Consider the following 21,355-nt stretch of genomic DNA (forward strand, 5'->3'; position numbering starts at 1 on the left):
GCGAAGCCCAAATCCACTCAATAGATAGAATTCTAAATCGACTTTTCCTTCGCTAGCCCAAGTAAATAAAAATGCTACGTGATGAAACAGGGTAAATATGCTACCTTTGTTTTTTCTTTCCCCTCGGGCGTACGCTGCCTCGAAAAGCGATGCAGCCAAAGACGGAACCAGTGTTCTAGAATTGACAAATAAGCATCTACCGATCCCTTCGGCTTGAAACTTGACTAGTTTATACCGTAGATTTTTTCGACCCTTCGATATGCGAAGATTAACTTTCACAGTTCACGCCCCCATTTAGATTCGCAGGCGTCCGTCCATATGCAGCCAAACAATGCACATCGATATAGATTTTTCTTACCTATAGCGAACAATAACGAGCGGAAGATCACAGACACATAGAATTTCTTGCCCATGGGCTTAGCATCCCACCAAGCAACGCCCGGTAGACCAATTAGAGATTCGGCTCGAAATTGATATTGAAGGTGTGATCTTTTAATACACATGCGCACAACCCCGACGTCTTAGTAAACGTTCGTGGGTACAGATGCGCGTCAGCGGACTCCGACAGGCGGTCGCTATCTATGGTCCCGAGGCGTTGCGATGACGCCCCTAATTGACGATAGCGCGCTATCAGCAGGTTCGCCACTCCGCAATTTAATATATTCCTAAAATTAAGTAGGCACCTTTCGATCCACTAAATCATGGATAAAGCCGAAGCTGACCGTCATGACAAAATGCTTGAACTCGCTGAGTTGCTGGCAGAAGTGTTGCAAAAAGCCGTGCCGTCGCTGAGCGAGCAGCAGGTAGAAGAAGCCGGGATCTACATGGCGAAAAACCGCGATGTATTTGCCAAGGCGTTCAAGAGCCAGCCGGACGCATTGTCCGAGTTGCTGAACCCGGCGGCAGAGTAAAGCCCGAATTGAACAGGCCCTGAGTCACTGACTCAGGGCCTTTTTAATGCCTGGCCTATTTGTACAGCAGGCGTTCGGCCAGCTCATCCGCCACCCGCGCAGGGGAGCGTTTTTCGGCTTGGGCATGGGCGAAGATTTCCGTGAGGCGCGTGCCGATGTTTGACAGGTGGGCGGTGATGGTTGCCAGCTCTGCGCCGCCGTGCTTGAGGGCGACGTAGATCAGGCCGCCGGAGTTGATCACGTAGTCGGGGGCATAGAGGATGCCGCGCGCCTCCAACTGATCGGCCATCTCCAGGTTGGTCAGCTGTGCACTGGCAGAGCCGGCCACGGCCGAGCAGCGCAGTTGGCCGACGCTGAGGCGGTTGAACACGGCACCGAGGCCGCATGGCGCGAGGATGTCGCACGGGGTGCTGAGCAAGGCATCGTTGGCGATAGGGTGCGCGCCGAGTTGTTCCATGGCCAGTTGCACCTTGCCGTGGTCGATGTCGCTGACCAGCAGTTCGGCACCCGCCGCGTGCAGCTGTTCGGCCAGGGCAAAGCCGACGTTGCCCAGGCCCTGGACCGCCACGCGCAGGCCTTCGAGGTTGTCACTGCCCAGACGCGCCATGGCGGCGGCGCGGATGCCGGTGAATACGCCCATGGCCGTGTGAGAAGACGGGTCGCCGGCAGCGCTGGTGCTGGTGACGAAACGGGTGTGCTGGGCGATGCAGTCCATGTCGGCGACAGAGGTGCCGCTGTCGATCGCGGTGATGAAGCGGCCGTCGAGCTTTTCGATGCAGCGACCAAACGCCTCAAACAGGGCGGCTCGGCTCTCCACGTGTACCGGACGAATGATCACCGCAGTGCCGCCGCCCACCGCCAGCCCGGCCAGCGCGGCTTTGTAGCTCATGCCTTGGGCCAGGCGCGCGGCGTCGGCCACGGCACTTTCATCGTCGGGGTAGGAAAGGTAACGGCACCCGCCCAAGGCAGGGCCCAGGCGGCTGTTATGGATAGCTATGACCGCCTTCAGCCCGGTCACCGGGTCGATGCTCAAGTGCAGCGATTCAAGGCGGGTGCTGTGCATGAGAGCAAACATCGTCAAGCTCCCGAATCACTTCTGGTAGAGGCCCAAGTATAGGCTTGCGGCAGAAAACTGCCGAAGCGCGCTGGAATAAGCCACACGGTTTCGTGGGCCCTGCGACATAAGCACGTGGGATATTTATTAAGGGGCTGGACGAAAATTCACAGCAAGGCTAAAACGGGGGCATTCGCCGGAGAATGCAATGAATCCCCGCCAAGCCTTTTTCGCCTGCCTGGAACGATCGCCCCCTGCGCTTTTTGAAGCCGCGCTGTGGATTGCCGCCGAACACGACCCCGGCGTGCAGCCACTGGTGATCCTGCAAGAGCTGGCCACGCTGCAACAACAGGTCAACGCGGGCATGCCCATGCTCCCGGCCGATGAGCTCGGCCAACCGCTGCTGCGGCGCATGAACGACCTGGGTTTCGCCCAGGACGACTTCACCCCACTGCGCCCCGCCGCCGCCCTGCTGGACAAGGTGTTGCAGCGCAAGCGCGGGCAGCCCTTGGTCATGGGCCTGATTGCCCTGGAAATGGCGCGACGCCTGGGCATTCCCATGGTGGGCGTGAACTTCCCCGGCCATTTCCTGCTGCGGGTGCCCGGCGCCGATCACTTACTGGACCCCTGCGGCGGTCGACGCCTGTACCCCAATGACTGTCGCGAATTGCTGCACCGTCAATACGGGCCCAACCTCAAGTTACAGGCCGAGCACCTGCACACCGCCGAACCGCGCTCGATCATGCAACGGCTGTCACGCAACCTGCGCCAACTGCACCTTTCCAATGACGCCCCGCTGCAGGCCCTGATCGACGCCGAGCGCGTGCTGGAACTGGGCAATGCCAACGCCGCCGACTACCTGGCGCGCGCCAGCCTGTACCAGCGCCTGGACTGCCCGAGCGCCGAACGCTTTGACCTGGAACATGCCCTGATGCTCAGCGAAGACCCGATCCAGCGCCTGCGGCTGACCGAGCGGCTGGGGCACCTGCCGCCCAATTCAGTGGTGCATTGATTACTTATTTTGACGCATGATCTTTTGTGGTGAGCGGGCTTGTCCCGCGCTGGGTTGCGAAGCAACCCCAAAACCCGTCAATGAGCCTTGCCTGACAGACCGCATTTCTCAGATTGGGGCTGCTTCGCAACCCAGCGCAGGGCAAGCCTGCTCACTACAGTGATCTTGCTCGGTGTCGGGCAGTGAATCAGTGATTGACCGGCGCCTTGAGAATATCGCTGTGCAGCGGGTCTTTCGGCGCAGCGGATCCAGGCGAACGCACTTGAATAATCAACAACGCCGCAATCACCGCCGGAATCGCGCAGAAGAAGAAAATCTGCTCCACCGGAATGTGCATCGCCAGCAGCATGCTGCCAAACAGCGGCCCCAATATTGACCCGAATCGCCCCACGCCCAGCGCCCAGCCGGTGCCGGTGGCGCGCACGTGTGCCGGGTAGAAATTGCTCGCGAATGCGTTAAGCGTCAGTTGCCCACCAATGATGCAGAACCCGGCAGCAAACACGCAGGCCACCAGATAACGCGGGTTGTCATGGTTCAGGCCGAGCAAAATGGTGCACACCGCCGCCGCCGCCAACACGCCGGACAGCAACCGCACCTTGCTTTTCAGGCGGTCGGCAAACCAGGCCATGCCGATGGCGCCCAAGGTGCCGGCGAACAGGAACATCGAGGTCACCAGGTTGGCTTCTTTCAGCGCCAAGCCACTTTCCAGCAGCAGCGACGGCAGCCAACTGATCATGAAATACAGCAGGATCAGGCTGACGAAAAAGGTCGCCCAGATCAGCACGGTCGGGCGCGCGTAGCCGTTGCGGAACAGCTCCACCACCGTCAGTTTGCTGCCTTGTTCCTGAAGGTTTTCAGCTTCGCTCGCGGGCGGCGGCTGCCAGTCGGGCAGCATCCGCGCAGTGACGTTGCGCAGCCGCGAATACGGCGGAGCATCACGCAACAAACGTGGCAAGGACTCCGGCAGCCACCACCAAAGGAAGGGAAACAGCAGCAACGGCGTCACGCCACCCGCCAGGAAAACAGCCTGCCAACCGTAACCGTCGATAAACCCGGCGGCCACGAACCCACCGGCCGCGCCACCGAATGAAAAGCCGCAGGCGGCCAGGGTCACCATCAGGGTGCGCATGCGCGGTGGCGAATATTCCGACATCAATGCCATGGCACTGGGCATCGCGCCGCCCATGCCAATGCCGCAGATAAACCGCGCGGCCATCAACGTGGTGAGTGAATTGGCAAACACCATCAGCACGGTGAGGCTGGCGTAGATCAGCACGCAGCCGAGCAGGATACGCCGCACGCCAAAGCGGTCCGCCAGCGGCGTCACCAGCAGCGAGCCCAATGTGAGCCCCAGCAAGTTGGCGCTGAACACCGGGCCGAACGCGGCTTTTTCCAGGCCCCAGTCCTTGGCCAATGCAGGCACCACATAGCCCAGCACCTGGGCGTCGTAGCCATCGGTTACCAGCAGCAACGCCAGCAACAGGAGGATCAACCACTGGTAGCGCGACACCGGACGGGCGTCGAGTGCCGCGCGAAAGCTGGCAATCTGATTGTGCATCGCAAGGTACCTTTATTTTTTTTATTAGGGTGACGCCGACCAACTGTGGGAGCTGGCAAACCAGCTCTCACGTTGACTCAGGGGGCTTCAGGGGTATCCGGCTGGTTGGCCGGATGCGCCTGCACAAACGCCGGATGCTGCGCCGCCAACGCCGCCACCCGCGCAATTTTCGGGTACGCCGCCAGCGGCACCTTGAAACGTTCAGCCGCGTACAGCTGGGGAATCAAGAACGCATCGGCCAAACCCGGCTGTTCGCCAAAGCAAAACCCCTGATCGCCAATCAACTGCTCAACCGCGCCCAGCCCCTGGCTGACCCAATGCCCGACCCATTCGAGCACTTGCGCCTCATCGTGCCCCCACTGGCGCAGCAGGTTCTGGGTGCTGGAATTGTGCAGCGGGTGAATGTCACAGCCGATGATCGAGGCCACCGCGCGCTCGTGGGCACGGGTTGCCAGGTCTTTGGACAGCAGCGGCACCTGTGGATAACGTTCGTCCAGGTACTCGATGATCGCTGGCGACTGAATCAGCAACTCGCCCTCGTCGGTGCGCAACGCCGGTACGCGGCCCTGCGGGTTGATCGCCAGGTAGGCCGGCTGGCGGTTGGCGCCACCCGGCGGCACCAGCAGGTTCACCGGCAACGCGGTGAAATCCAGCCCTTTGAGCGCCAGGGCGATACGCACCCGGTACGACGAGGTGGAGCGGTAATAGGTATAGAGTTCCATCGCCCAGCCCTCTTAGCGCGCCGCGACCACGGTGCCACGGCATTCGCCGAAGCCAATGGAGGCAAACCCTTCGCGGTTGCAACGGGCGCGCAGGATGATTTCGTCGCCGTCCTCGAGGAACTTGCGCACCTCGCCGGAGGCCAGTTCAATCGGCTTTTTACCGCCTTCGGTGATTTCCAGCAGGCTGCCGAACTGCCCCGATTGCGGGCCCGACAAGGTGCCCGAACCGAACAGGTCACCGGCCTGCAATTGGCAGCCGTTGACGCTGTGGTGCGCGACCATTTGCGCCACGGTCCAGTACATGTGCTGGGTGTTGCTCAGGGTCAGGCGATGAGCCGGCAGGTTTTGTTCGCGCATCGCGGCAGTGGTCAGCAGCACTTCCAGTTCGATATCAAAGCCGCCGGCGGCTTGATCGCGTTTATCCAGCAGGTACGGCAGCGGCTGCGGATCACCTTCGGGGCGGGCCGGTTGCGCTTTGCGGAACGGCTCCAGGGCTTCGGCCGTAACCACCCAGGGCGAGATGCTGGTGATAAAGCTCTTGGACAAAAACGGCCCCAGCGGCTGGTATTCCCAGGCTTGGATATCGCGCGCCGACCAGTCGTTGAGCAGGCAGAAACCGGCGATGTGCTCGGCCGCGTCGCCAATGGCAATCGAGTCGCCCATGGCATTGCCTTGGCCGATCCAGATGCCCAGCTCCAGTTCGTAATCCAGGCGTGCGCACGGGCCGAAGGTCGGCTCGGTCTGGCCAGCCAGGAGTGTCTGGCCTTTAGGACGGCGCACCTCGGTGCCCGACGGACGGATGGTCGACGCGCGGCCGTGATAACCGATCGGCACGTACTTGTAGTTCGGCAGCAAAGGGTTATCCGGGCGGAACAGTTTGCCGACGTTTTGCGCGTGCTCGATGCCGACGTAAAAATCGGTGTAGTCGCTGATTTTTGCCGGCAAGTGCATCTGGCACTCGGCGGCGCGGTGCAGCACCTGCGCCTCGCGAGTTTGCAGCTTGCTGCCTTCGGTGAGCAGTTCCAGCAACCGTTCACGCAACGCGACGCGCGGGCCACGGCCCAGTTCGAAAAATGCGTTCAGTTGGCCGCCGGCCGTCGCTTCAACCGCACGGCGTGCCTCGCCGTCAAATTCGTCCAGCGCGGCGTGCAGGTCGAGGACCGCGTCGCCAATCGCCACGCCACTGCGCGGTGCCGAACCGTTGATGCTGAACACGCCCAATGGCAGGTTTTGCAGCGGGAAATCTGCGTGACCGTTGGCCGAGGCCACCCAGCTGCGGGCAAGCGTTGGTTGAGTCATGGGTTATCTCCGGTTCGGGTTGAAGGTGGCGGGCAGCGAGGCCCAGCACGCGTCGTAAGAAGGTTGCAGTTGCGGGCATTCCAGTGCGAACTGTGTGGGACGCAGCACTTGGCTGGTCTCGAACATGAAGGCCATGGTGTTATCAATTTTATGTGGCGCCAGGTCGACGTTGATGGCCTTGGTGCAGGTCTCGCCGTCCGGGCCATGGGCGCTCATGCAGCTGTGCAGCGACGCGCCGCCGGGCAGGAAGCCTTCGGCCTTGGCGTCGTAGGCGCCCTGGATCAGGCCCATGTATTCGTTCATCAGGTTGCGGTGGAACCAGGGCGGGCGGAAGGTGTTCTCGGCCACCATCCAGCGCGGCGGAAAGATCACGAAGTCGAGGTTGGCCAGGCCGTGCACGCTGGTGGGCGAGGTCAATACGGTGAAGATCGACGGGTCCGGGTGATCGAAACTCACCGTGCCAATGGTGTTGAAACGGCGCAAGTCGTATTTGTACGGCACGTTGTTGCCGTGCCAGGCGACCACGTTGAGCGGCGAATGGTCGAGCTCGCAGGCCCACAATTCACCGAGGAATTTCTGTACCAGCGTGGTCGGTTGCTTGAGGTCTTCGTAGTGGGCGACTGGGGTGAGGAAGTCGCGCGGGTTGGCCAGGCCGTTGCTACCGATGGGCCCCAGGTCCGGCAGCCGCAGCGGCGCGCCGTGGTTTTCAGCGACGTAGCCGCGTGCTTGGACATCGAGCAGTTCCACGCGGAATTTGAGGCCACGGGGCAGCACCACGATTTCCAGTGGTTCGACCTCCAGCACGCCCAATTCGGTGGCGATGCGCAGGCGCCCTTGCTCGGGAACGATCAACAGTTCGCCGTCGGCATTGAAGAACACGCGCTCCATCGACTGATTCGCGCGGTAGTTATAGATGCTGATGCCTGAAGGTTTTTCCGACCCAGAATTGGCCACCATGCCCACAAGGCCGTCGATAAAGTCTGTCGGCTCACTCGGAATATCCAGCGGGTTCCAGCGCAGACGGTTCGGCGTGACGGCGCCCAACGGCCCACCGGCTAACTGGCGTTCCAGCTTGATGAAGGCCGGGTGATTGGCCGACGGCTGAATGCGATACAGCCACGTGCGACGGGCTTCGCTGCGCGCCATGGTGAAGGCGGTGCCGGAAAAGAGTTCGGTGTACAGGCCGTAAGGCGCTTTTTGCGGGGAGTTCTGGCCGACGGGCAGCGCGCCGGGCAGGGCTTCGCTGGCGAATTCATTGCCGAAGCCCGACAGGTATTCGAGGTTCATGGATCATCCTCTGTGCGGAAGTTGTTTTTATCGTAATCCAGTTACGCATAACGTAATTTGATCACTATCGACCGTCAAGCTATAAAGACGCCCATTCATCTCTCGGATTCTCGCCCCTCCATGGAAAAGCCCCGCGACACCGGTAAACAGAAAGTCCGCTCGGCCGAAGTGGGCACCGACATCCTCAAGGCCCTGGCTGAACTGTCCCCCGCCACCTCGCTATCCCGCCTGGCCGAACACGTGCAGATGCCGGCGAGCAAGGTGCACCGCTATCTGCAGGCGTTGATCGCCTCGGGGTTTGCCGAACAGAACACCGCCACCAACCATTACGGCCTCGGCCGCGAAGCCTTGCGCGTGGGGTTGGCGGCGCTGGGCAGCATGGACGTGTTGAAAGTCGGCGCCCTGCCCCTGGCGGAGCTGCGCGATGAATTGAATGAAACCTGCTTTCTGGCCGTGTGGGGCAACCAGGGCGCGACGGTGGTGCACATTGAGCCAGCGGTGCGCGCGATCACTGTGGTGACGCAGTTGGGTTCAGTCTTGCCGCTGCTCAGCTCGTCGACCGGGCTGGTGTTCAGCGCCTTTTTGCCATCGCGTGAAACTGTGGAGCTGCGCGAGCGCGAGGTCCAGGCCGGACTGGCCCATGCGCTGGCCGACGACCAGGCTTACGCCAGCGCCTGCGAACAGATCCGCAGCCGTGGCTTGCACTTTGTGCATGGTTTGCTGATGCCCGGCGTCGATGCATTGTCGGCGCCGGTGTTCAACGCAATCGGGCAGGTGGCGGCGGTGATGACCGTGGTCGGCCCCACCTCTCTGTTCCACGCCGATGAAGACGGCCCGGCGGCGCAGCACTTGCTGGCGGCGACGCGGGCCGTGAGTTGGCGCATGGGCTATCAGCCCTGAATCAATTGCCCCAACGCGACAGGGCCAATGCCACGCGGTTCTCCACGGCTTTGACCTGCGCGCCGGCCACCACGTAGTTGTTGGTGAGCATTGAGAACACCAGCTTGCGCCCCTGCGCATCGGTGATGTAACCGCTCAATGACGACACGCCGCCCATGGAGCCGGTCTTGGCATGCAGGTTGTTTTCCGCCGGTGTGCCGCGCAGGCGATAACGCAGGCTGCCGCCAGTCATGCGGTCAGTATTCCCGGCAATCGGCAGCGCGTTATACCAGGCGTTGAACCACGGTTGTTTGCTCGCGGCCAGCAGCAGGTCGGTGAGGGTTTGCGCCGACACCAGGTTACGCCGCGACAGGCCGGAACCGTCGACCTGGTTCAGCGCCGCGGTATCCAGCCCCTGACGCTTGAGGAACCCGGCGACGGCCACCACGCCCGCCGCCGCTGTGCCGCTGTTGGCGGTCTGGCGGCCCATGGCCTTGAGCAACGCTTCGGACATGTTGTTGTTCGAGAGTTTGAGCAACGGCGTGATCAGCTCCTGCAGCGGCGCCGATTGGTGCTCGACCAGCACGGTCGCCGTGGTCGGGCTCGCGCCGCCGATCACCCGACGCCCCAGCACCGTGATCCCTTGCTGCGCCAGCGCCTGTTCAAACAGGTTGGCCACCAATTGCGTGGGCTCCCACACGCTGACCAGTTGCTCGCTCTGCCGGCCCGGCGCTACTGCGCCGCTGAGCTGCAACAGGTTGGTGCCATGGCGGCGGTTGATCCCATAGGTGTTGCCCGGCCCGCTGATGGCGTGGTTACTCAGTTGCAGGTAATCGGTGGGCGGGAAGATCTCCACCCCCACCGGCTGGCCGATCCGCACGGGCGCCTTGGCCGTGACCAGCACACTGCCTGCATCAAAATCAGTATTGGGTGACACGGTCAGCGCCGAAATCTGCGCCCCGTAATAGGTGCTTTCGTCATCCTGGGACCAGTCGACACCCAGCCGCTCGGCATCAAACCAGGTGTCGTCGAACACCAGGTCGCCCTGCACCTGGCGCACGCCCTGGCTGGCGAGTTGAGCGGCAAGCGCCTGGTAGTCGGCAAATTGCAGCGTCGGGTCGCCCAGGCCGCGCAGGTACAAGTTGCCGGTCAGGCGATCGCCCTGGCGTATGCCATTGCTCAGCAGTTGCGTGGAAAACCGGTAGTGCGGGCCCAGCACATCCATCGCCGCCGCCGTGGTCAGCAACTTGAGGTTGGAGGCGGGAACCAGCCGCGTGCGCGGGTTGTACTGATACAGCGTGTTGCCACTGCGGGCATCACGCACCATCAGCGAAACCGTGGCGCCGTGCAGCGCCGGGTCGGCCAGCAACTGGTCCAGACGCTGCCCGGTCGCCGTGTTCGACGGCGTGGCGCACCCTCCCAGCAACACGCCGAAGCCCAGCGCCATCGCGCTGGCGTGTATCCATCGTCCCAACCGCATAAACCTGGCATTCCTGAATCTATGAAAGTGCGCAGCTTGGGTAATTCACCGCGCTCAATCAAGTGCCAGGGTGCTGATGGAGAATGTACCGGCCTGAAATTGCGGGTCCGGCTTGGGCTCAGCCTTGCTTGGCGCCGGCTGTACGAAGTCCATGGCCGGCAGGTAAACCCGCTGGCGCTGCGCATCGAACGCCATGTTGTAGGCCATCGGCAAGGTGCTGATGGTGGCCACGACGGCGTAATGATCAGCATCCTGCTGATCGATGACGGTCAGGTTCGCGTCCACGCCGCTGGGAACCAGCAAGCGGCGATGCTGCGGGTCGTAAGCCACGGCGTTTACGTCACGCCCAATCGGCACGCGCGCCTTGACTTCGCCCGTCTCCCGATCCGCCACAATCAACAGCGGCGTATCGCCTCGACACGCCACAAACACGCGCTGGCGTTCGACGTCCTGAGCCAACGCGCTCGGCTTGGGGCAATCGGCAAACTGCCAGGTGTCGAGCACGGCAAAGGTGCTGGCCGCGTAACGCGCGACCTTGCCCTCGTCACGCATGGGCAGGAAGAAACTGCCATCGCCCTTGATCAGCAGCGGGTCAATCTTTTTCACCGCCAGCTCATGGGCGCCGGTGATGCGCTCCTGCTTCGGGTCAAATTCAAACAGCGTCGAACGGTCTGCCCGGCGCCCGCTGACGATGATCACCTTGCCGGTGGACGGCTCGTACACCGCGCTGTTGAGGTTGCTGTGCGCCACCGCGATACGCTTGAGCGGCGTGAGTGTGGAGCGCTGCACCACACTCAAACTGCCGTCGGTGTTGAGCACGAACACGCGGTCCAGACCGGGCACAAACACCACACCGTTGGCGCCTGTGGACTGCGCCACGGTCTTGACTGCTTTCTGGTGCTGCACATCAAACACCGTCAGGCCGTTTTCGCGCCGGGCCACAAACAGGTACGGGCGTGTCGGGTCGAGCCCGACAAACCCCCAGCTGTCGCCGGAACCGGGCAGGGTCACGCGGTGTTGGCGGTGGTAAGCGGCGGAGTCCGCCGCCGCCGTGGTGCTGATCAACAGGGCGAATAACCAAGTGTATTTTTTCATCAGAACGACAACGTGCTGGAGACTTCTACCTGCCGCGCATCGCCGATGGACACGAACTGCGTGTTCACCGACGAGGTGTAGTAGGTGCGATCAAACAGGTTTTTGGCGTTGAGCTGGAACTTGACCTTCTGCCCGTCGATCCGGGTGTCATAGCTGGCAAATGCATCGGCCACGGTGTAGCTGGGCAGCTCGAAGCTGTTGGCTGCGTCCCCGGCCCGCTCGCCCACATAGCGCGCACCGGCGCCGACGCGCAGTTGGTCGCCGCCAAAAATGCTGCCGAAGTCATACACGGCCGACAGCGAACCGGTGCTTTTCGCCACGTTCTGCAGGCGGTTGCCTTTCAGGGTCGGGTCTTCGGTGACCTCGGCATCGGTGTAGGCGTAGCTGCCGATCAAGCTCCACTTGTCCGTCAGTTGCCCGCTGGCATCCAGTTCCAGGCCTCGCGAGCGCACCTTGCCCGCAACGCTGTAGACGGCGGCCAAACCATCGCCGACCTGCACCAGCACGTTGCGTTTTTCAATGTTGAACAACGCCGCGCTCGCCGTGATGCGGCCCGGCAGGTCGAACTTGGTACCCAGCTCCCACGCCTTGGATTGTTCCGGTTCCAGGCTGCCGTCCAGCACGCTTTTGTTGGCCAGCGGCGCGATGGTGGAGTTGGGTTTGAACGACTCGGTGTAGCTGCCGTAGAACGACAGCTCATCGGTGTAGCGGTACACCAGGCCCGCACGCGGCACCCACTTCTGGCCGTTGCCATCGGTGTTGACGGTGAACGGCACGCCCTTGCCGGCGTATTGGTCGTACATCTGGTAGCGCGCGCCGCCGACCAGAATCCACTGGTCGGTCAGGTGAATGGCGTCCTGGAAGAACAGCGAGTCGCTGCGCAGCAGGTCGGTCTGGTTGCTGTCCGGGGCGCTGACGGTGGTGCCCGCAACTTCGTTGCCGTACACCGGGTTGTTGTAGTTGAAGGTGCCACGTGGCGCCTGGCGAATCAGGTCGGCGCGGTAGATCTTGCGGTACTCGTCGTCCAGGCCGAACACCAGGTCGTGCTGCATGCCGGCAACGTTGACCTTGCCTTCCAGGCTGGTGGTGGCGAAGCGGTCAGTGGTCAGCGCGCCCTGGGTGCCGTCCATGCTGCGGGTCAGCGTGCCGTTGGTGTTGACCTTGACCACGCGCACCTGGCTGGCGTCATAGGTTTCGCGGTTCCAGCTGTAGCCGAAGTGCGCTTTCCAGTCGTCGTTCAAATCATGATCGACTTCCAGGCGGTACAGGTCGGAGCGCCCTTCCATGTTGTTGAACGGCTCATCCAGGCGACGGGTCGCGGGGATGTTCAGCGGGTGATTGGTCTTGGGGTCGATGGCGGTGCCGCGGTCGAACGGCGAGAGAAATTCGCGGTGCTCGTAGGCGAACACCACCTTGGTGGTGTCGCCATACCAGGCCAGGGACGGCGCCACCAGCGTCTCGCGGTGGGTGCCGAAATTGCGCCAGTAGTCTTCGTCTTCATGGTCGACGATCAGCCGATACGCCAGGCCGCTGTCGCCAATCGGCCCGGTGGTGTCGAGGTTGCCGCCGCTGCCGTTCTTGCCGTCGCCGTAGGTCGAGCCTCGGGCCGTCAGCGAGGTGGACTGCACCAGTTCAGGCTTTTTGCTGACGATATTGACCACCCCGCCCGGGTCCTGAATGCCGTACAGCAACGACGACGGGCCCTTGAGCACTTCGACGCGTTCCGCCGTTGAGTTCAGCGCACGGCCCTGCACCACGGGCATGCCGTCTTGCATGATCGAGCCGTTACGGTTGTCGCCAAAACCGCGCAGCATCACCGCGTCCTGGGTGCTGCCGAGGGTGTTGGCCTGGGTGATGCCGCTGATATTGCCCAGGGCGTCATCCAGGTTGCGTGGCTGTTGGTCGCGCAAGACTTGGGCGGGCACCACGTTGACGGTTTGCGGGGTCTCCAGCAGCAGGCCGCGGGAGCGCATCACCGAGCTGGTGGGCGGCGGCTGATAGCTGGTGCTGTCCTGGGCAGGGCTTGCGCCGCTGATGGTGGTGGCGCCGAGGTTCACCGCGCCGTCGGTGGGCACGGGCTCAAGCGCCAGGGTGCGGGCGTCGATCTGGCGGAAGGTGAAGCCGGAGTTGCCGAGCAGGCGTTGCAGCGCCTGGGTTGCGCTCATCTGCCCGCTGACGGCCGGGGCACTGAGGCCGTAGGGCGCTTCATCGGTGTAGATCACGCTGATGCCGGTAACCCGGCTGAAATCGCTCAGGGCCTGGGGCAGCGGTTTGGCTGCCAGGGCAAAGTTGAATTGGGCGCTTTGCTGCTCCTGCGCCTGCGCCACGCTCAGAGGCAGCAACGCCAGCCCCGAAACCGCCAATACCGAGGCTCCCAGCCACTGTTTAACCCAACCGCCCGCCGTCGACTTCATGCTGTGAGAACCCGTGTAGAAAACGCTGTTAATGCGAATAGATCGCAGTTTCAAGCACTACACGGATGGGCCGCAGGTTTACCTCACATGGGTGTGCAAGTTTTTTTGTTTATTGCGCCTGAATGCGAAAGCCAAAACGCGGGAAGTGCACGTGCACGGTGCCGCCGCGTTCATCGCTACGGCGCAGGATCAGTTCTTCGCGCCCGGCAAACAGCAATTCGCCAGCCACAGGGTCAACCCCGTAATCCGTCGCGCTGATGGTGACCTGCTGGCCAGCCTTGAAGCCGTTGAGGTCCTCGAATACCTCGTCCGGCAACGCTGCCGGGGTGGCATTGCGCGCAATATCCAATGCCTGCTCAGCGCTCATCTGAGTCGCCGTGCCATGCCCGAAACCCAATACGCGCCCGAGCCAGGCAGACACGGCCGGGTAAGCATCCACCAATGGCGCAGTCACCGGCGTGGCCTTGAGAAACCATAACGGGTGAGCCATCGCAAAGTCGGCAATCGACGCTTCGCCAAACAGGAAGTCGCCGGTTTCGCGCTGCAACTGTTGCTCCAGGCGCGCCATGATCGCCGGCCATTGGTGCTTGGCCACGTCGACTGCGAGTTTGCTCGCGGTACCGCCGCTGAACAGCGCGGCGCGGTCGGCAATGAACGCCTTGATCGCTTCAGGTGGCAGCTTGGCAAAACGTACGGCCACTGATTCCGGTTGGAACACCAGGCTCACGGCATGGGCGAACACCACGCTGTCGGCCCAAGTGGCGAAGGTTTGGGTGATCATTTCCTGGCCGAGCGGGAACAGCGGCGGCGAGGATTTTTCCTGTTCCAGGCGCTTGGCGATCAAAGCGGTGTCGCAATAGATATCGGCACCGACTTGCAGCACCGGGGTTTTGCGGTAGCCGCCGGTCAAGGCCGTCAGGTCAGGTTTGGGCATCACCGGCGAAACGTGCACGGAGTGCCACGACAGGCCTTTGAAGCCCAGCAACAGGCGTGCTTTCTCCGCAAAGGGGGAAGTGGGGTAATGATGAAGAATCAATTCAGACATGCTGGAGTCCGCTCGGCGAGTAAAGTCGCAGCTTAGCGCGCAAAGGGCTGCGCGAGCGTGATGGGAACCCATCAGTCAGATCAATGAAGCACTCGCCGCCAGGCATTCCTTGGCGCTCTTCTTCAACTTCTTGATCAGCCGCTCCTGGCGCAGCGCCTCACCCTTGGAGGCGCATTGCTCGGTGTACACCAGTGCCACGGCCGGGCTGGAGAGAAAGAAGCGCGCGCCCTTGCCGCTTTGATGCGAGGCAAACCGGCGCACCGGATCATTGCTGATGCCGCAATACAACGCGCCATTCGCAGCGCGTACCAGGTAGACGTACCAGGGTTTGGGTTCGCAAGGTTCAGTCACGGGTCGACTTATGCACACCAGAAGAGTGCCAATCTTATCAACGACCCGCCTGAAATGCCTTCAAGCCTTTCAGTGCCTGGACGCGCACGGCGTTTTTCAGCGCAGGCGACCAGCCCAGCAACAGCCCCTTGATGCCCAAGGCCTGGCGCGACCAGCGCCACAGGTCGAAATGGTCGTGGTGTTCGCAGATCTTGCCATCGCGAAATACAAACCGCGCGCCAATGTCATTGACCACGGTATTGCCGGTGGCGCTGAACAGGTACGTCGCCACCCAGTGCGCGCTGCCGGTGGTGTCATCGCTGCGTACATGGTCGAAGGTCAGGGAAAAGTCCTTGGCCCGCGTGGTCAGCATGCGCCACATGTCGCCGGCGTCACGCCCGCGCAATTCGCCGAATGCCGGGTCGCTGAACAGCACATCTTCGGTGTAGCAGGCGGCCATGGCTTCGGCATCCAGGCGTTGAAACGCCTGGTAGAAAGCGGTGATCAAGGCGTCGTGGGCGTCACTCATGGGCAGGCTCCGAAAGGTCGTTTATCCGGGCTGCACGATAGTCTGCGGACGCGGGGAAGGCCATGACCATTTGCTCTATAAATACCGCGAGTGTGACGGCTTACCCATTGACGCGCCCCCGTAGTTGCGCCGTCTTTCGGGGTTTAATACCCAGCCACGGTCAACTTTGGCGGATTAAACAGTCGCAACTACCCGCTTCCGCTCGCTCGACACAACCCTTAAGCACTCAACTTTCAACACACTTGAATCGCGTGCGTTAGTTCAAGGCACCATGCCGGTATCCCGAGCGTAAGTGAACAAATCCACATCGGTTGAAATACACAACCGGTGCATGGCCGTGCTCTTCTGTTTGCTGATCGTGGAAATACTCCGGTTAACGCGCGCCGCAATCTGGCTGACCGTCATGCCGCTGGCCAACATGCGCACGACTTCCTGCTCTTTACCTGACAGTGTGGGTGCCTGGGTCGGTTCGGCCACGCAGGCCTGATCCAGTTGCACCCTCAGGCACTCACTGACAAACGTGCGCCCTTGCACCACGGTACTGAGTGCCTGTGGCAACTCCCTGGCCGAGGCGCTCTTGGCGATAACGCCCCGCGCACCGAGGCCGAAAGCGGCCCTGAGCGTGGCGATGTTGGCAAACATGGTCACGACAATGACCGGCAGCCCGGGGTATGTACGGTTCAACAACCCCAACAAGCCATAGCCGTCGGCCTGCTGGTTACCGGGCATCGCGAAGTCGGTCACGATCACATCGCAGGGCACGCGACCGACCAATTCCAGAAGTTGATCCGGGCCATCAGCCTCGCCCACCACTTTGCATTTACCACTCGCCTCGATCACCACTTTTTGTCCAACACGAACAATAGGGTGATCGTCAGCAATAATGATGCGGATCATTGTTTTTTCCATGATGGCAATTTGAGACTGGCAAAAATACCGCGATAGTGTTTTTGTAACAATAGGAAATAAATCACTGTTTCAGTGTACAACCCCGGTTTAAATAGCCTTGCTTATATGCCTACGCAATAAAGAGAAATTACATGTGGAAAAGTACTACATGGCAGGTAGATAAAATCCTTCATTACTTACAGTTCAGACAAGTAATCAATATATCGCTCGACGTCTTGCCGAAAGTCATCGAGGGCGGCCTGGTTCGGCGCCACCCCGGACGCCTGCACGGCATTGATCAATACGACCGCTGCCTTCTCCAAGCCAGTTTCGCCGAGGAACGCGACACTGCCGACCAACCGATGCAAGCGCTGCGCAGCCGCCGTTGCATCCTGGTTGGCCTGCGCCTGGATCAGCACCGCCAGGTCAGCGTGAGCCTCCTGGATGAGACTGAACAGCATCGGCTCCACCACATCCCATGAACCAAACGCCTCGATCATCGTGGCGCGGCTGGGAAAGCGGCTATGGCGCGCTGGGGCTGAAACCACACACGTGCGCGCACGGATGGCAGCCTGCGGCGGCGGCAACCAGCAATGAAGCACCTCGCACAATTGCGCCAACCCGATGGGCTTGACCAGCCAGCCATCCATTCCACAGGCCATGCATCGGCGGATGTCTTCTGGATCAGGGCTGGCGGTCATGGCCAGAACGACGATGGCTGGAAGACCCGCGGCCCGCTCATGGCGGCGCAGTTCCCGCGTCATCGTGTAGCCGTCCATGACCGGCATTCGGCAATCGCTGATCACCAGGTCGAAGCGCTCCGCCGCCAACAGGTGTAATGCCTGCCGGCCATCGCAACAGCACTGGTGGGGCACGCCAAGCTTTTCCAGCAATGAACCCAGCAGCAATCGATACGTGCAATGGTCGTCCACCACGAGCACCCGAGCCTGGCACCAATGCTGTGGCGGGGCCGCGTCAGACGACGCCTTGCGCGAACCTCGAATGGGATAGTTGCCCGGCATAACGCCCTCATCAAGAGCGATCAGCTCGACCGGCCCGCCTGCTTGAGCAAGACGTCGACCACGGCAAAACTGTTCGCAGCAAGATGATCACCTGAATCCAAATAGAGGAGCCCAGGAAATCAAAGAGCGCGAAAAAATAGCCGAATGCCGGGGCCACAGCGATACAACAACTACGACAACACCCTCTTGCACCCGACACGCCACGACGTGACTCACACAGCCAGTGCTCGGTCGGATTGCCACCCTGTCATTCGTAATAGTTGCATTTCCAGCGACTGTCCCCGGCGTTAAATTCCCTCCCGCTTTCCCCAGGGAAGCTGCGCATGCCCGTCAAAACCATAAAAACCTCGGGCGATATCCCTGCGCACATCTGTCCCCAACGCCCTTGCACAGGAAGACCTGTTGAAATGAAAGACTCACTCGCAGCGCTGACCGGCGCCCTGCTGGTTGCCCACTGCGCAGCAGCGTTAGCTGCCAGCTCGGTGGACCTGTCGGTAACCGGTGCAATTACTCCGAGCGCTTGCGTGCCCAGCTTGAGCGAAGGCGGGCAAGTGGACTTCGGCAAGCTCGCGGCCAAGGATCTGGCCGTCGACCGTTCCACTGAGCTTCCACCGGTCTCGCTTCAACTGAGCGTGAATTGCGAGGCCCAGACGTTGTTTGCCCTCAATGCCCGCGACAACCGGCTGGGCTCTGCGCACTTTTTTCTGTCCGGTAACTACGGCCTGGGCCTGATCAACGGCGGCGAGAAACTGGGCAGTTATGGGATAGGCGTGTTCAACCCGGTCGCGGACACCCCCGTGCAGCCCTTGTTCTCCTTCGACCACGGCGAAACCTGGCTGGTGAACTCATCAGGCAGCTACATGGGGCATGACTATTGGAATGCATTCGGCGACTCGCCCACGCCCAAGGCGCTGCGCAACGTCACGGTAGAGCTGCGGATTTCCGCCTACATCGCCCCCGCCCGAACCCTGACCCTGACCGAGGAAGTGCCTCTGGACGGCAGCGCCACGCTGGACGTGGTGTACCTCTAACCCCTGACCGAAACCGCCCACTCACTAGGATTTTCTTCATGGACAGAACTTACTCCGCTGCCTTTGCCGTCCTGCTCGCAGCCTGTGCACCCGCCACTGTCGTTGCCAGCAGCACCGACCTCAGTGTCACCGGGAGCATCACTCCCAGTTCCTGCACGCCCACCCTGTCGAATGGCGGTGTGATTGACCACGGAAAAATGGCTGCCAAGGACTTGCAGGTGGTCAAGCCTACCTTGCTCGACCCGGCTGAAATGCGCCTGGAAGTGCATTGCGAGGGCGAGACCTTTTTCACCCTGACCACCGTCGACAACCGCGCGGGCACGTCCGCCATCAACCCCGCCCACCATGGCCTGGGCACCACCGAGGAAAATCAGAAAATCGGCAGTGTGGCGTTCTCGCTGTTCGACCCGATGGCGGATGACGCTGCCGTCGACGTGGTTATCTCGCGCAATGGTGGCGCCACCTGGGCGCCGTCGCCTTACCTCGGGCACGAGGCCTTGACCTCCTTCGCGGCGATGGGCGGCCCCAATACGCCCATCGCCTTGAAAACCCTGAGCGCCCGGTTGCGGGCGTTCACCATCATCGTGCCGGCAACCGAGCTGACCTTGCTCGATGAAGTCCCCATCGATGGCCAGGCCACGTTGCAGCTGAAGTACTGGTAAGCGGCCGTTTTTCAACTCTCTCTATTCAGGAGCACTACCATGAGCAAGACCCTCAATTCCCTGTTCGCCACCCTGCTGATCAGCAGCGCAGGCAATGCCCTCGCCGCCTCCAGCGTCGACCTGACCGTGCGCGGGCTGATCACGCCGAGTGCGTGTGAACCCACGCTGTCCAATGGCGGCGTCGCGGATATCGGCAAGATTTCCGCGAAGGACTTGAATGTCAATCAGGAAACACGACTCCCGTTCCAGCATCTGCAACTCGCGGTCACGTGCGATGCGGCGACCTTGATGGCCCTGGAAGCCAAGGACAATCGCGTGGGCTCCAGCTACGACGACGACACGATGCTGTTCGGACTCGGGATGATTAACGACACAGAAAAACTCGGCGGTATGGAGGTGCGCATTATCGAGCCCGTCGCCGATGGTGTGGAGCCCTGGATGATCGGGTCCCAGGATGGCGGATCGACCTGGATCAGGGACTATTACTTCAAGCAGGACAACATCCTCTCAGTCGCCACCAACGGCCTCACGACGCCGATTCCAGTGCAGCAGTTCACCAGCAGCCTGCAGATCCGTCCCATCATCGCCCCGGCCAGCGGCCTGACCCTCAACAACGAAGTGGCCATCGATGGCTCCGCGACCCTGACCGTCAAATACCTGTAACGCAACGCGGGCGCAACGCAGTGCCTTGCGCCCAGTGTCGCTCTCACGGATGTCCCCTTAATCACGGTGCCAACACCCGACCATGAACTCGCTCTCACGCCATTTGATGATGCTCTGCCTTTGCCTGACCGCCACCCCGGCCCTGTGCGCCTCGTCGGTTGAGGTGCGGTTGACGGGCATCATTACCCCCAGTGCCTGCACACCGACGTTGTCAGCCAACGGCATTGTCGATCACGGGCGCGTCCCGGCTCGTTCTCTGAACCTCTACGAGTTCACCCAACTGCCCAAGCAGGACCTCGACTTGAACGTGAGTTGCAACGAGCCGGTGCTGTTTGTACTGGTCGGGGTGGACAACCGTGCTGAATCATCACTGGGCCCGGGCTTCTACTACGGCCTGGGCAATAACGTCCACGCCCCGGATGAGCGGCTGGGCACCGTGTCATTGGCGATGCTCGACGCGATGGGTGACAACCAGCGCGTGCTGGTGCTGGCCTCAAGCAACAAGGGCCAGACCTGGTTTCCTGAATCCAGGGCCTATCCCAATAACTACATGGGCTTCGCGCCCCTCGGCACCCTGGTTCCCGAGCCCCATCGGCTGATCAGCGCCACCCTGCAAATCGAAACATCGATCAACGCCGCCGCCTACCTGACCCTCGACCAAGAGGTGCCGCTGGACGGCTCCATCGTGCTTGACCTGAGGTACCTGTAGTCATGTTCCCCCTTCCCTGTTTTGCCTTTTTCTCACGGGCGTTCAACATTGTCCGCTTCGCCTGCCTGTACTTCGGTGCACTGGCGTTGACCCTGTTCGGTCCGAACCTGGTGCTGGCCGACGGCATGGTGCCGGACACCTCCGTGGTGATCGTCAATGAAGCTGACGGTGAAGCGTCGGTGTCGGTGACCAACACCGACGCCAAGTTGGCGCTGCTGCACGTCACCCTGGAAGACATTCCCGAAGACACGGCGCCGTTGCTGTTCGTCACTCCGCCCCTGACCCGGGTGGAACCGTCCAAGAGCCAACTGATCCGCTTCATCCTGCAGTCTTCCACGCCGCTGACCACTCAACGCCTCAAACGGGTGATTTTTGAAGGCATGCCGCAAGGCCGCGCGCCTGGCCAGGCCGGCCATGCGCGGGTGGGTGTGACGGTGCGTCAGAACCTGCCGGTGATCGTGCACCCCAAGGGCCTGGCACCGAACCGCACACCGTGGACCGGGCTGGCCTGGAGCCTGAAGAACCAGCAATTGAGCGTGCATAACCCGACGCCCTACGTGGTCCGCCTGGCTCAGGAACTGACGTTGCTGCCCGGCAATGGTTCGGCGCTGCTGCCACGCACCTATGTCTTGCCGGGTGAAACCCTGAGCGTGGCCGCCAGCCAGGCCCAGGCCACCACCGTGCAGTTGCAACCGGCCACCGTCTACGGCTTTGCCGTGCAACCGTACCAAGCACCGATCACCCTTTGATCGCAGCGCCGGAGGA

21 protein-coding genes are annotated in these 21,355 nt (G+C 61.7%); 8 read left to right on the forward strand and 13 right to left on the reverse strand.

What is annotated here, in order from left to right; genetic code table 11:
• Positions 1-701 precede the first annotated feature (701 nt).
• Entirely contained in the window at positions 702-911 is a 210-nt protein-coding gene (locus tag WBB95_RS04385; RefSeq protein ID WP_046071033.1) for a YebG family protein, read from the forward strand.
• A 55-nt stretch (positions 912-966) separates the two neighbouring features.
• Here WBB95_RS04385 and WBB95_RS04390 read toward each other — a convergent pair whose 3' ends face one another.
• On the reverse strand, positions 967-1,986 hold the full coding sequence (locus WBB95_RS04390; RefSeq protein WP_424486473.1) for a Glu/Leu/Phe/Val dehydrogenase dimerization domain-containing protein: 1,020 nt from the start codon (positions 1,984-1,986) through the stop codon (positions 967-969).
• A gap of 187 nt (positions 1,987-2,173) precedes the next feature.
• Here WBB95_RS04390 and WBB95_RS04395 point away from each other — a divergent pair, with 187 nt between their 5' ends.
• On the forward strand, positions 2,174-2,977 hold the full coding sequence (locus WBB95_RS04395) for a SirB1 family protein (protein WP_424486474.1): 804 nt from the start codon (positions 2,174-2,176) through the stop codon (positions 2,975-2,977).
• Between the two features lie 187 nt (positions 2,978-3,164).
• On the opposite strand, the gene WBB95_RS04400 is transcribed toward WBB95_RS04395, so the two are convergent.
• The 4 genes from WBB95_RS04400 to hmgA form a co-directional block, all read right to left on the reverse strand.
• Positions 3,165-4,535: an MFS transporter gene (locus WBB95_RS04400; RefSeq protein ID WP_424486475.1), complete on the reverse strand. Its 1,371-nt coding sequence runs from the start codon at positions 4,533-4,535 to the stop codon at positions 3,165-3,167.
• A gap of 77 nt (positions 4,536-4,612) precedes the next feature.
• Positions 4,613-5,257, reverse strand: coding sequence for a maleylacetoacetate isomerase (maiA, locus tag WBB95_RS04405; RefSeq protein ID WP_424486476.1), 645 nt, complete (start codon positions 5,255-5,257; stop codon positions 4,613-4,615).
• Positions 5,258-5,269: 12 nt separating this feature from the next.
• Positions 5,270-6,556, reverse strand: a complete 1,287-nt coding sequence (fahA, locus tag WBB95_RS04410) for a fumarylacetoacetase (protein WP_424486477.1) — start codon at positions 6,554-6,556, stop codon at positions 5,270-5,272.
• Positions 6,557-6,559: 3 nt separating this feature from the next.
• Positions 6,560-7,843, reverse strand: coding sequence for a homogentisate 1,2-dioxygenase (hmgA, locus tag WBB95_RS04415; protein WP_424486478.1), 1,284 nt, complete (start codon positions 7,841-7,843; stop codon positions 6,560-6,562).
• A 120-nt stretch (positions 7,844-7,963) separates the two neighbouring features.
• Between hmgA and WBB95_RS04420 the strand changes: the two genes are divergently transcribed.
• Positions 7,964-8,743: an IclR family transcriptional regulator gene (locus WBB95_RS04420; RefSeq protein WP_424486479.1), complete on the forward strand. Its 780-nt coding sequence runs from the start codon at positions 7,964-7,966 to the stop codon at positions 8,741-8,743.
• Between the two features lies 1 nt (position 8,744).
• Here WBB95_RS04420 and dacB read toward each other — a convergent pair whose 3' ends face one another.
• The 8 genes from dacB to WBB95_RS04460 all read right to left on the reverse strand — a co-directional run bounded on the left by dacB (position 8,745) and on the right by WBB95_RS04460 (position 17,525).
• Positions 8,745-10,202, reverse strand: a complete 1,458-nt coding sequence (gene dacB / locus WBB95_RS04425; protein ID WP_424486480.1) for a D-alanyl-D-alanine carboxypeptidase/D-alanyl-D-alanine endopeptidase — start codon at positions 10,200-10,202, stop codon at positions 8,745-8,747.
• 54 nt (positions 10,203-10,256) lie between these two features.
• Entirely contained in the window at positions 10,257-11,297 is a 1,041-nt protein-coding gene (locus WBB95_RS04430; RefSeq protein WP_424486481.1) for a YncE family protein, read from the reverse strand.
• Positions 11,297-13,711 (reverse strand): TonB-dependent siderophore receptor, encoded by a 2,415-nt coding sequence (locus WBB95_RS04435; RefSeq protein ID WP_424486482.1) that lies wholly within the window; start codon positions 13,709-13,711, stop codon positions 11,297-11,299. The genes WBB95_RS04430 and WBB95_RS04435 overlap by 1 nt, the downstream gene beginning before the upstream one ends.
• A 109-nt stretch (positions 13,712-13,820) precedes the next feature.
• Complete coding sequence (locus WBB95_RS04440; RefSeq protein ID WP_424486483.1) at positions 13,821-14,756, reverse strand: glutathione S-transferase family protein; 936 nt, start codon at positions 14,754-14,756, stop codon at positions 13,821-13,823.
• A gap of 75 nt (positions 14,757-14,831) precedes the next feature.
• On the reverse strand, positions 14,832-15,107 hold the full coding sequence (locus WBB95_RS04445; RefSeq protein WP_424486484.1) for a GIY-YIG nuclease family protein: 276 nt from the start codon (positions 15,105-15,107) through the stop codon (positions 14,832-14,834).
• Between the two features lie 37 nt (positions 15,108-15,144).
• Positions 15,145-15,615 carry a nuclear transport factor 2 family protein gene (locus tag WBB95_RS04450; RefSeq protein ID WP_424486485.1) on the reverse strand — a complete coding sequence of 157 codons (471 nt, stop codon included), beginning with the start codon at positions 15,613-15,615 and terminating at the stop codon, positions 15,145-15,147.
• Positions 15,616-15,876: 261 nt separating this feature from the next.
• Positions 15,877-16,512: a response regulator gene (locus WBB95_RS04455; protein ID WP_424486486.1), complete on the reverse strand. Its 636-nt coding sequence runs from the start codon at positions 16,510-16,512 to the stop codon at positions 15,877-15,879.
• Positions 16,513-16,700: 188 nt separating this feature from the next.
• Positions 16,701-17,525, reverse strand: coding sequence for a response regulator (locus WBB95_RS04460; protein ID WP_424486487.1), 825 nt, complete (start codon positions 17,523-17,525; stop codon positions 16,701-16,703).
• A gap of 407 nt (positions 17,526-17,932) precedes the next feature.
• Here WBB95_RS04460 and WBB95_RS04465 point away from each other — a divergent pair, with 407 nt between their 5' ends.
• The 5 genes from WBB95_RS04465 to WBB95_RS04485 all read left to right on the forward strand — a co-directional run bounded on the left by WBB95_RS04465 (position 17,933) and on the right by WBB95_RS04485 (position 21,339).
• Positions 17,933-18,556, forward strand: a complete 624-nt coding sequence (locus WBB95_RS04465) for a DUF1120 domain-containing protein (RefSeq protein WP_424486488.1) — start codon at positions 17,933-17,935, stop codon at positions 18,554-18,556.
• Positions 18,557-18,594: 38 nt separating this feature from the next.
• Complete coding sequence (locus WBB95_RS04470; RefSeq protein WP_424486489.1) at positions 18,595-19,218, forward strand: DUF1120 domain-containing protein; 624 nt, start codon at positions 18,595-18,597, stop codon at positions 19,216-19,218.
• A gap of 39 nt (positions 19,219-19,257) precedes the next feature.
• Positions 19,258-19,881: a DUF1120 domain-containing protein gene (locus WBB95_RS04475; protein ID WP_424486490.1), complete on the forward strand. Its 624-nt coding sequence runs from the start codon at positions 19,258-19,260 to the stop codon at positions 19,879-19,881.
• Positions 19,882-19,963: 82 nt separating this feature from the next.
• On the forward strand, positions 19,964-20,590 hold the full coding sequence (locus WBB95_RS04480; RefSeq protein WP_424486491.1) for a DUF1120 domain-containing protein: 627 nt from the start codon (positions 19,964-19,966) through the stop codon (positions 20,588-20,590).
• 2 nt (positions 20,591-20,592) lie between these two features.
• A complete protein-coding gene (locus tag WBB95_RS04485; protein ID WP_424486492.1) occupies positions 20,593-21,339 on the forward strand; it encodes a fimbria/pilus chaperone family protein in 747 nt (248 codons plus the stop codon).
• Positions 21,340-21,355 lie beyond the last annotated feature (16 nt).

The organism is Pseudomonas sp., from assembly GCF_049645325.1.
Classification (GTDB): domain Bacteria; phylum Pseudomonadota; class Gammaproteobacteria; order Pseudomonadales; family Pseudomonadaceae; genus Aquipseudomonas.

What these genes read in the sequence shown, in the direction of transcription:
- hmgA (WP_424486478.1), bottom strand. Translation starts at nt 7,843, where the DNA reads ATGAACCTCGAATACCTGTCGGGCTTCGGCAATGAATTCGCCAGCGAA.
- WBB95_RS04470 (WP_424486489.1), top strand. Translation starts at nt 18,595, where the DNA reads ATGGACAGAACTTACTCCGCTGCCTTTGCCGTCCTGCTCGCAGCCTGT.
- WBB95_RS04390 (WP_424486473.1), bottom strand. Translation starts at nt 1,986, where the DNA reads ATGTTTGCTCTCATGCACAGCACCCGCCTTGAATCGCTGCACTTGAGC.
- WBB95_RS04395 (WP_424486474.1), top strand. Translation starts at nt 2,174, where the DNA reads ATGAATCCCCGCCAAGCCTTTTTCGCCTGCCTGGAACGATCGCCCCCT.
- fahA (WP_424486477.1), bottom strand. Translation starts at nt 6,556, where the DNA reads ATGACTCAACCAACGCTTGCCCGCAGCTGGGTGGCCTCGGCCAACGGT.
- WBB95_RS04420 (WP_424486479.1), top strand. Translation starts at nt 7,964, where the DNA reads ATGGAAAAGCCCCGCGACACCGGTAAACAGAAAGTCCGCTCGGCCGAA.
- WBB95_RS04440 (WP_424486483.1), bottom strand. Translation starts at nt 14,756, where the DNA reads ATGTCTGAATTGATTCTTCATCATTACCCCACTTCCCCCTTTGCGGAG.
- WBB95_RS04435 (WP_424486482.1), bottom strand. Translation starts at nt 13,711, where the DNA reads ATGAAGTCGACGGCGGGCGGTTGGGTTAAACAGTGGCTGGGAGCCTCG.
- WBB95_RS04385 (WP_046071033.1), top strand. Translation starts at nt 702, where the DNA reads ATGGATAAAGCCGAAGCTGACCGTCATGACAAAATGCTTGAACTCGCT.
- WBB95_RS04480 (WP_424486491.1), top strand. Translation starts at nt 19,964, where the DNA reads ATGAACTCGCTCTCACGCCATTTGATGATGCTCTGCCTTTGCCTGACC.
- WBB95_RS04475 (WP_424486490.1), top strand. Translation starts at nt 19,258, where the DNA reads ATGAGCAAGACCCTCAATTCCCTGTTCGCCACCCTGCTGATCAGCAGC.
- maiA (WP_424486476.1), bottom strand. Translation starts at nt 5,257, where the DNA reads ATGGAACTCTATACCTATTACCGCTCCACCTCGTCGTACCGGGTGCGT.
- WBB95_RS04400 (WP_424486475.1), bottom strand. Translation starts at nt 4,535, where the DNA reads ATGCACAATCAGATTGCCAGCTTTCGCGCGGCACTCGACGCCCGTCCG.
- dacB (WP_424486480.1), bottom strand. Translation starts at nt 10,202, where the DNA reads ATGCGGTTGGGACGATGGATACACGCCAGCGCGATGGCGCTGGGCTTC.
- WBB95_RS04460 (WP_424486487.1), bottom strand. Translation starts at nt 17,525, where the DNA reads ATGCCGGGCAACTATCCCATTCGAGGTTCGCGCAAGGCGTCGTCTGAC.
- WBB95_RS04430 (WP_424486481.1), bottom strand. Translation starts at nt 11,297, where the DNA reads ATGAAAAAATACACTTGGTTATTCGCCCTGTTGATCAGCACCACGGCG.
- WBB95_RS04465 (WP_424486488.1), top strand. Translation starts at nt 17,933, where the DNA reads ATGAAAGACTCACTCGCAGCGCTGACCGGCGCCCTGCTGGTTGCCCAC.
- WBB95_RS04455 (WP_424486486.1), bottom strand. Translation starts at nt 16,512, where the DNA reads ATGATCCGCATCATTATTGCTGACGATCACCCTATTGTTCGTGTTGGA.
- WBB95_RS04450 (WP_424486485.1), bottom strand. Translation starts at nt 15,615, where the DNA reads ATGAGTGACGCCCACGACGCCTTGATCACCGCTTTCTACCAGGCGTTT.
- WBB95_RS04485 (WP_424486492.1), top strand. Translation starts at nt 20,593, where the DNA reads ATGTTCCCCCTTCCCTGTTTTGCCTTTTTCTCACGGGCGTTCAACATT.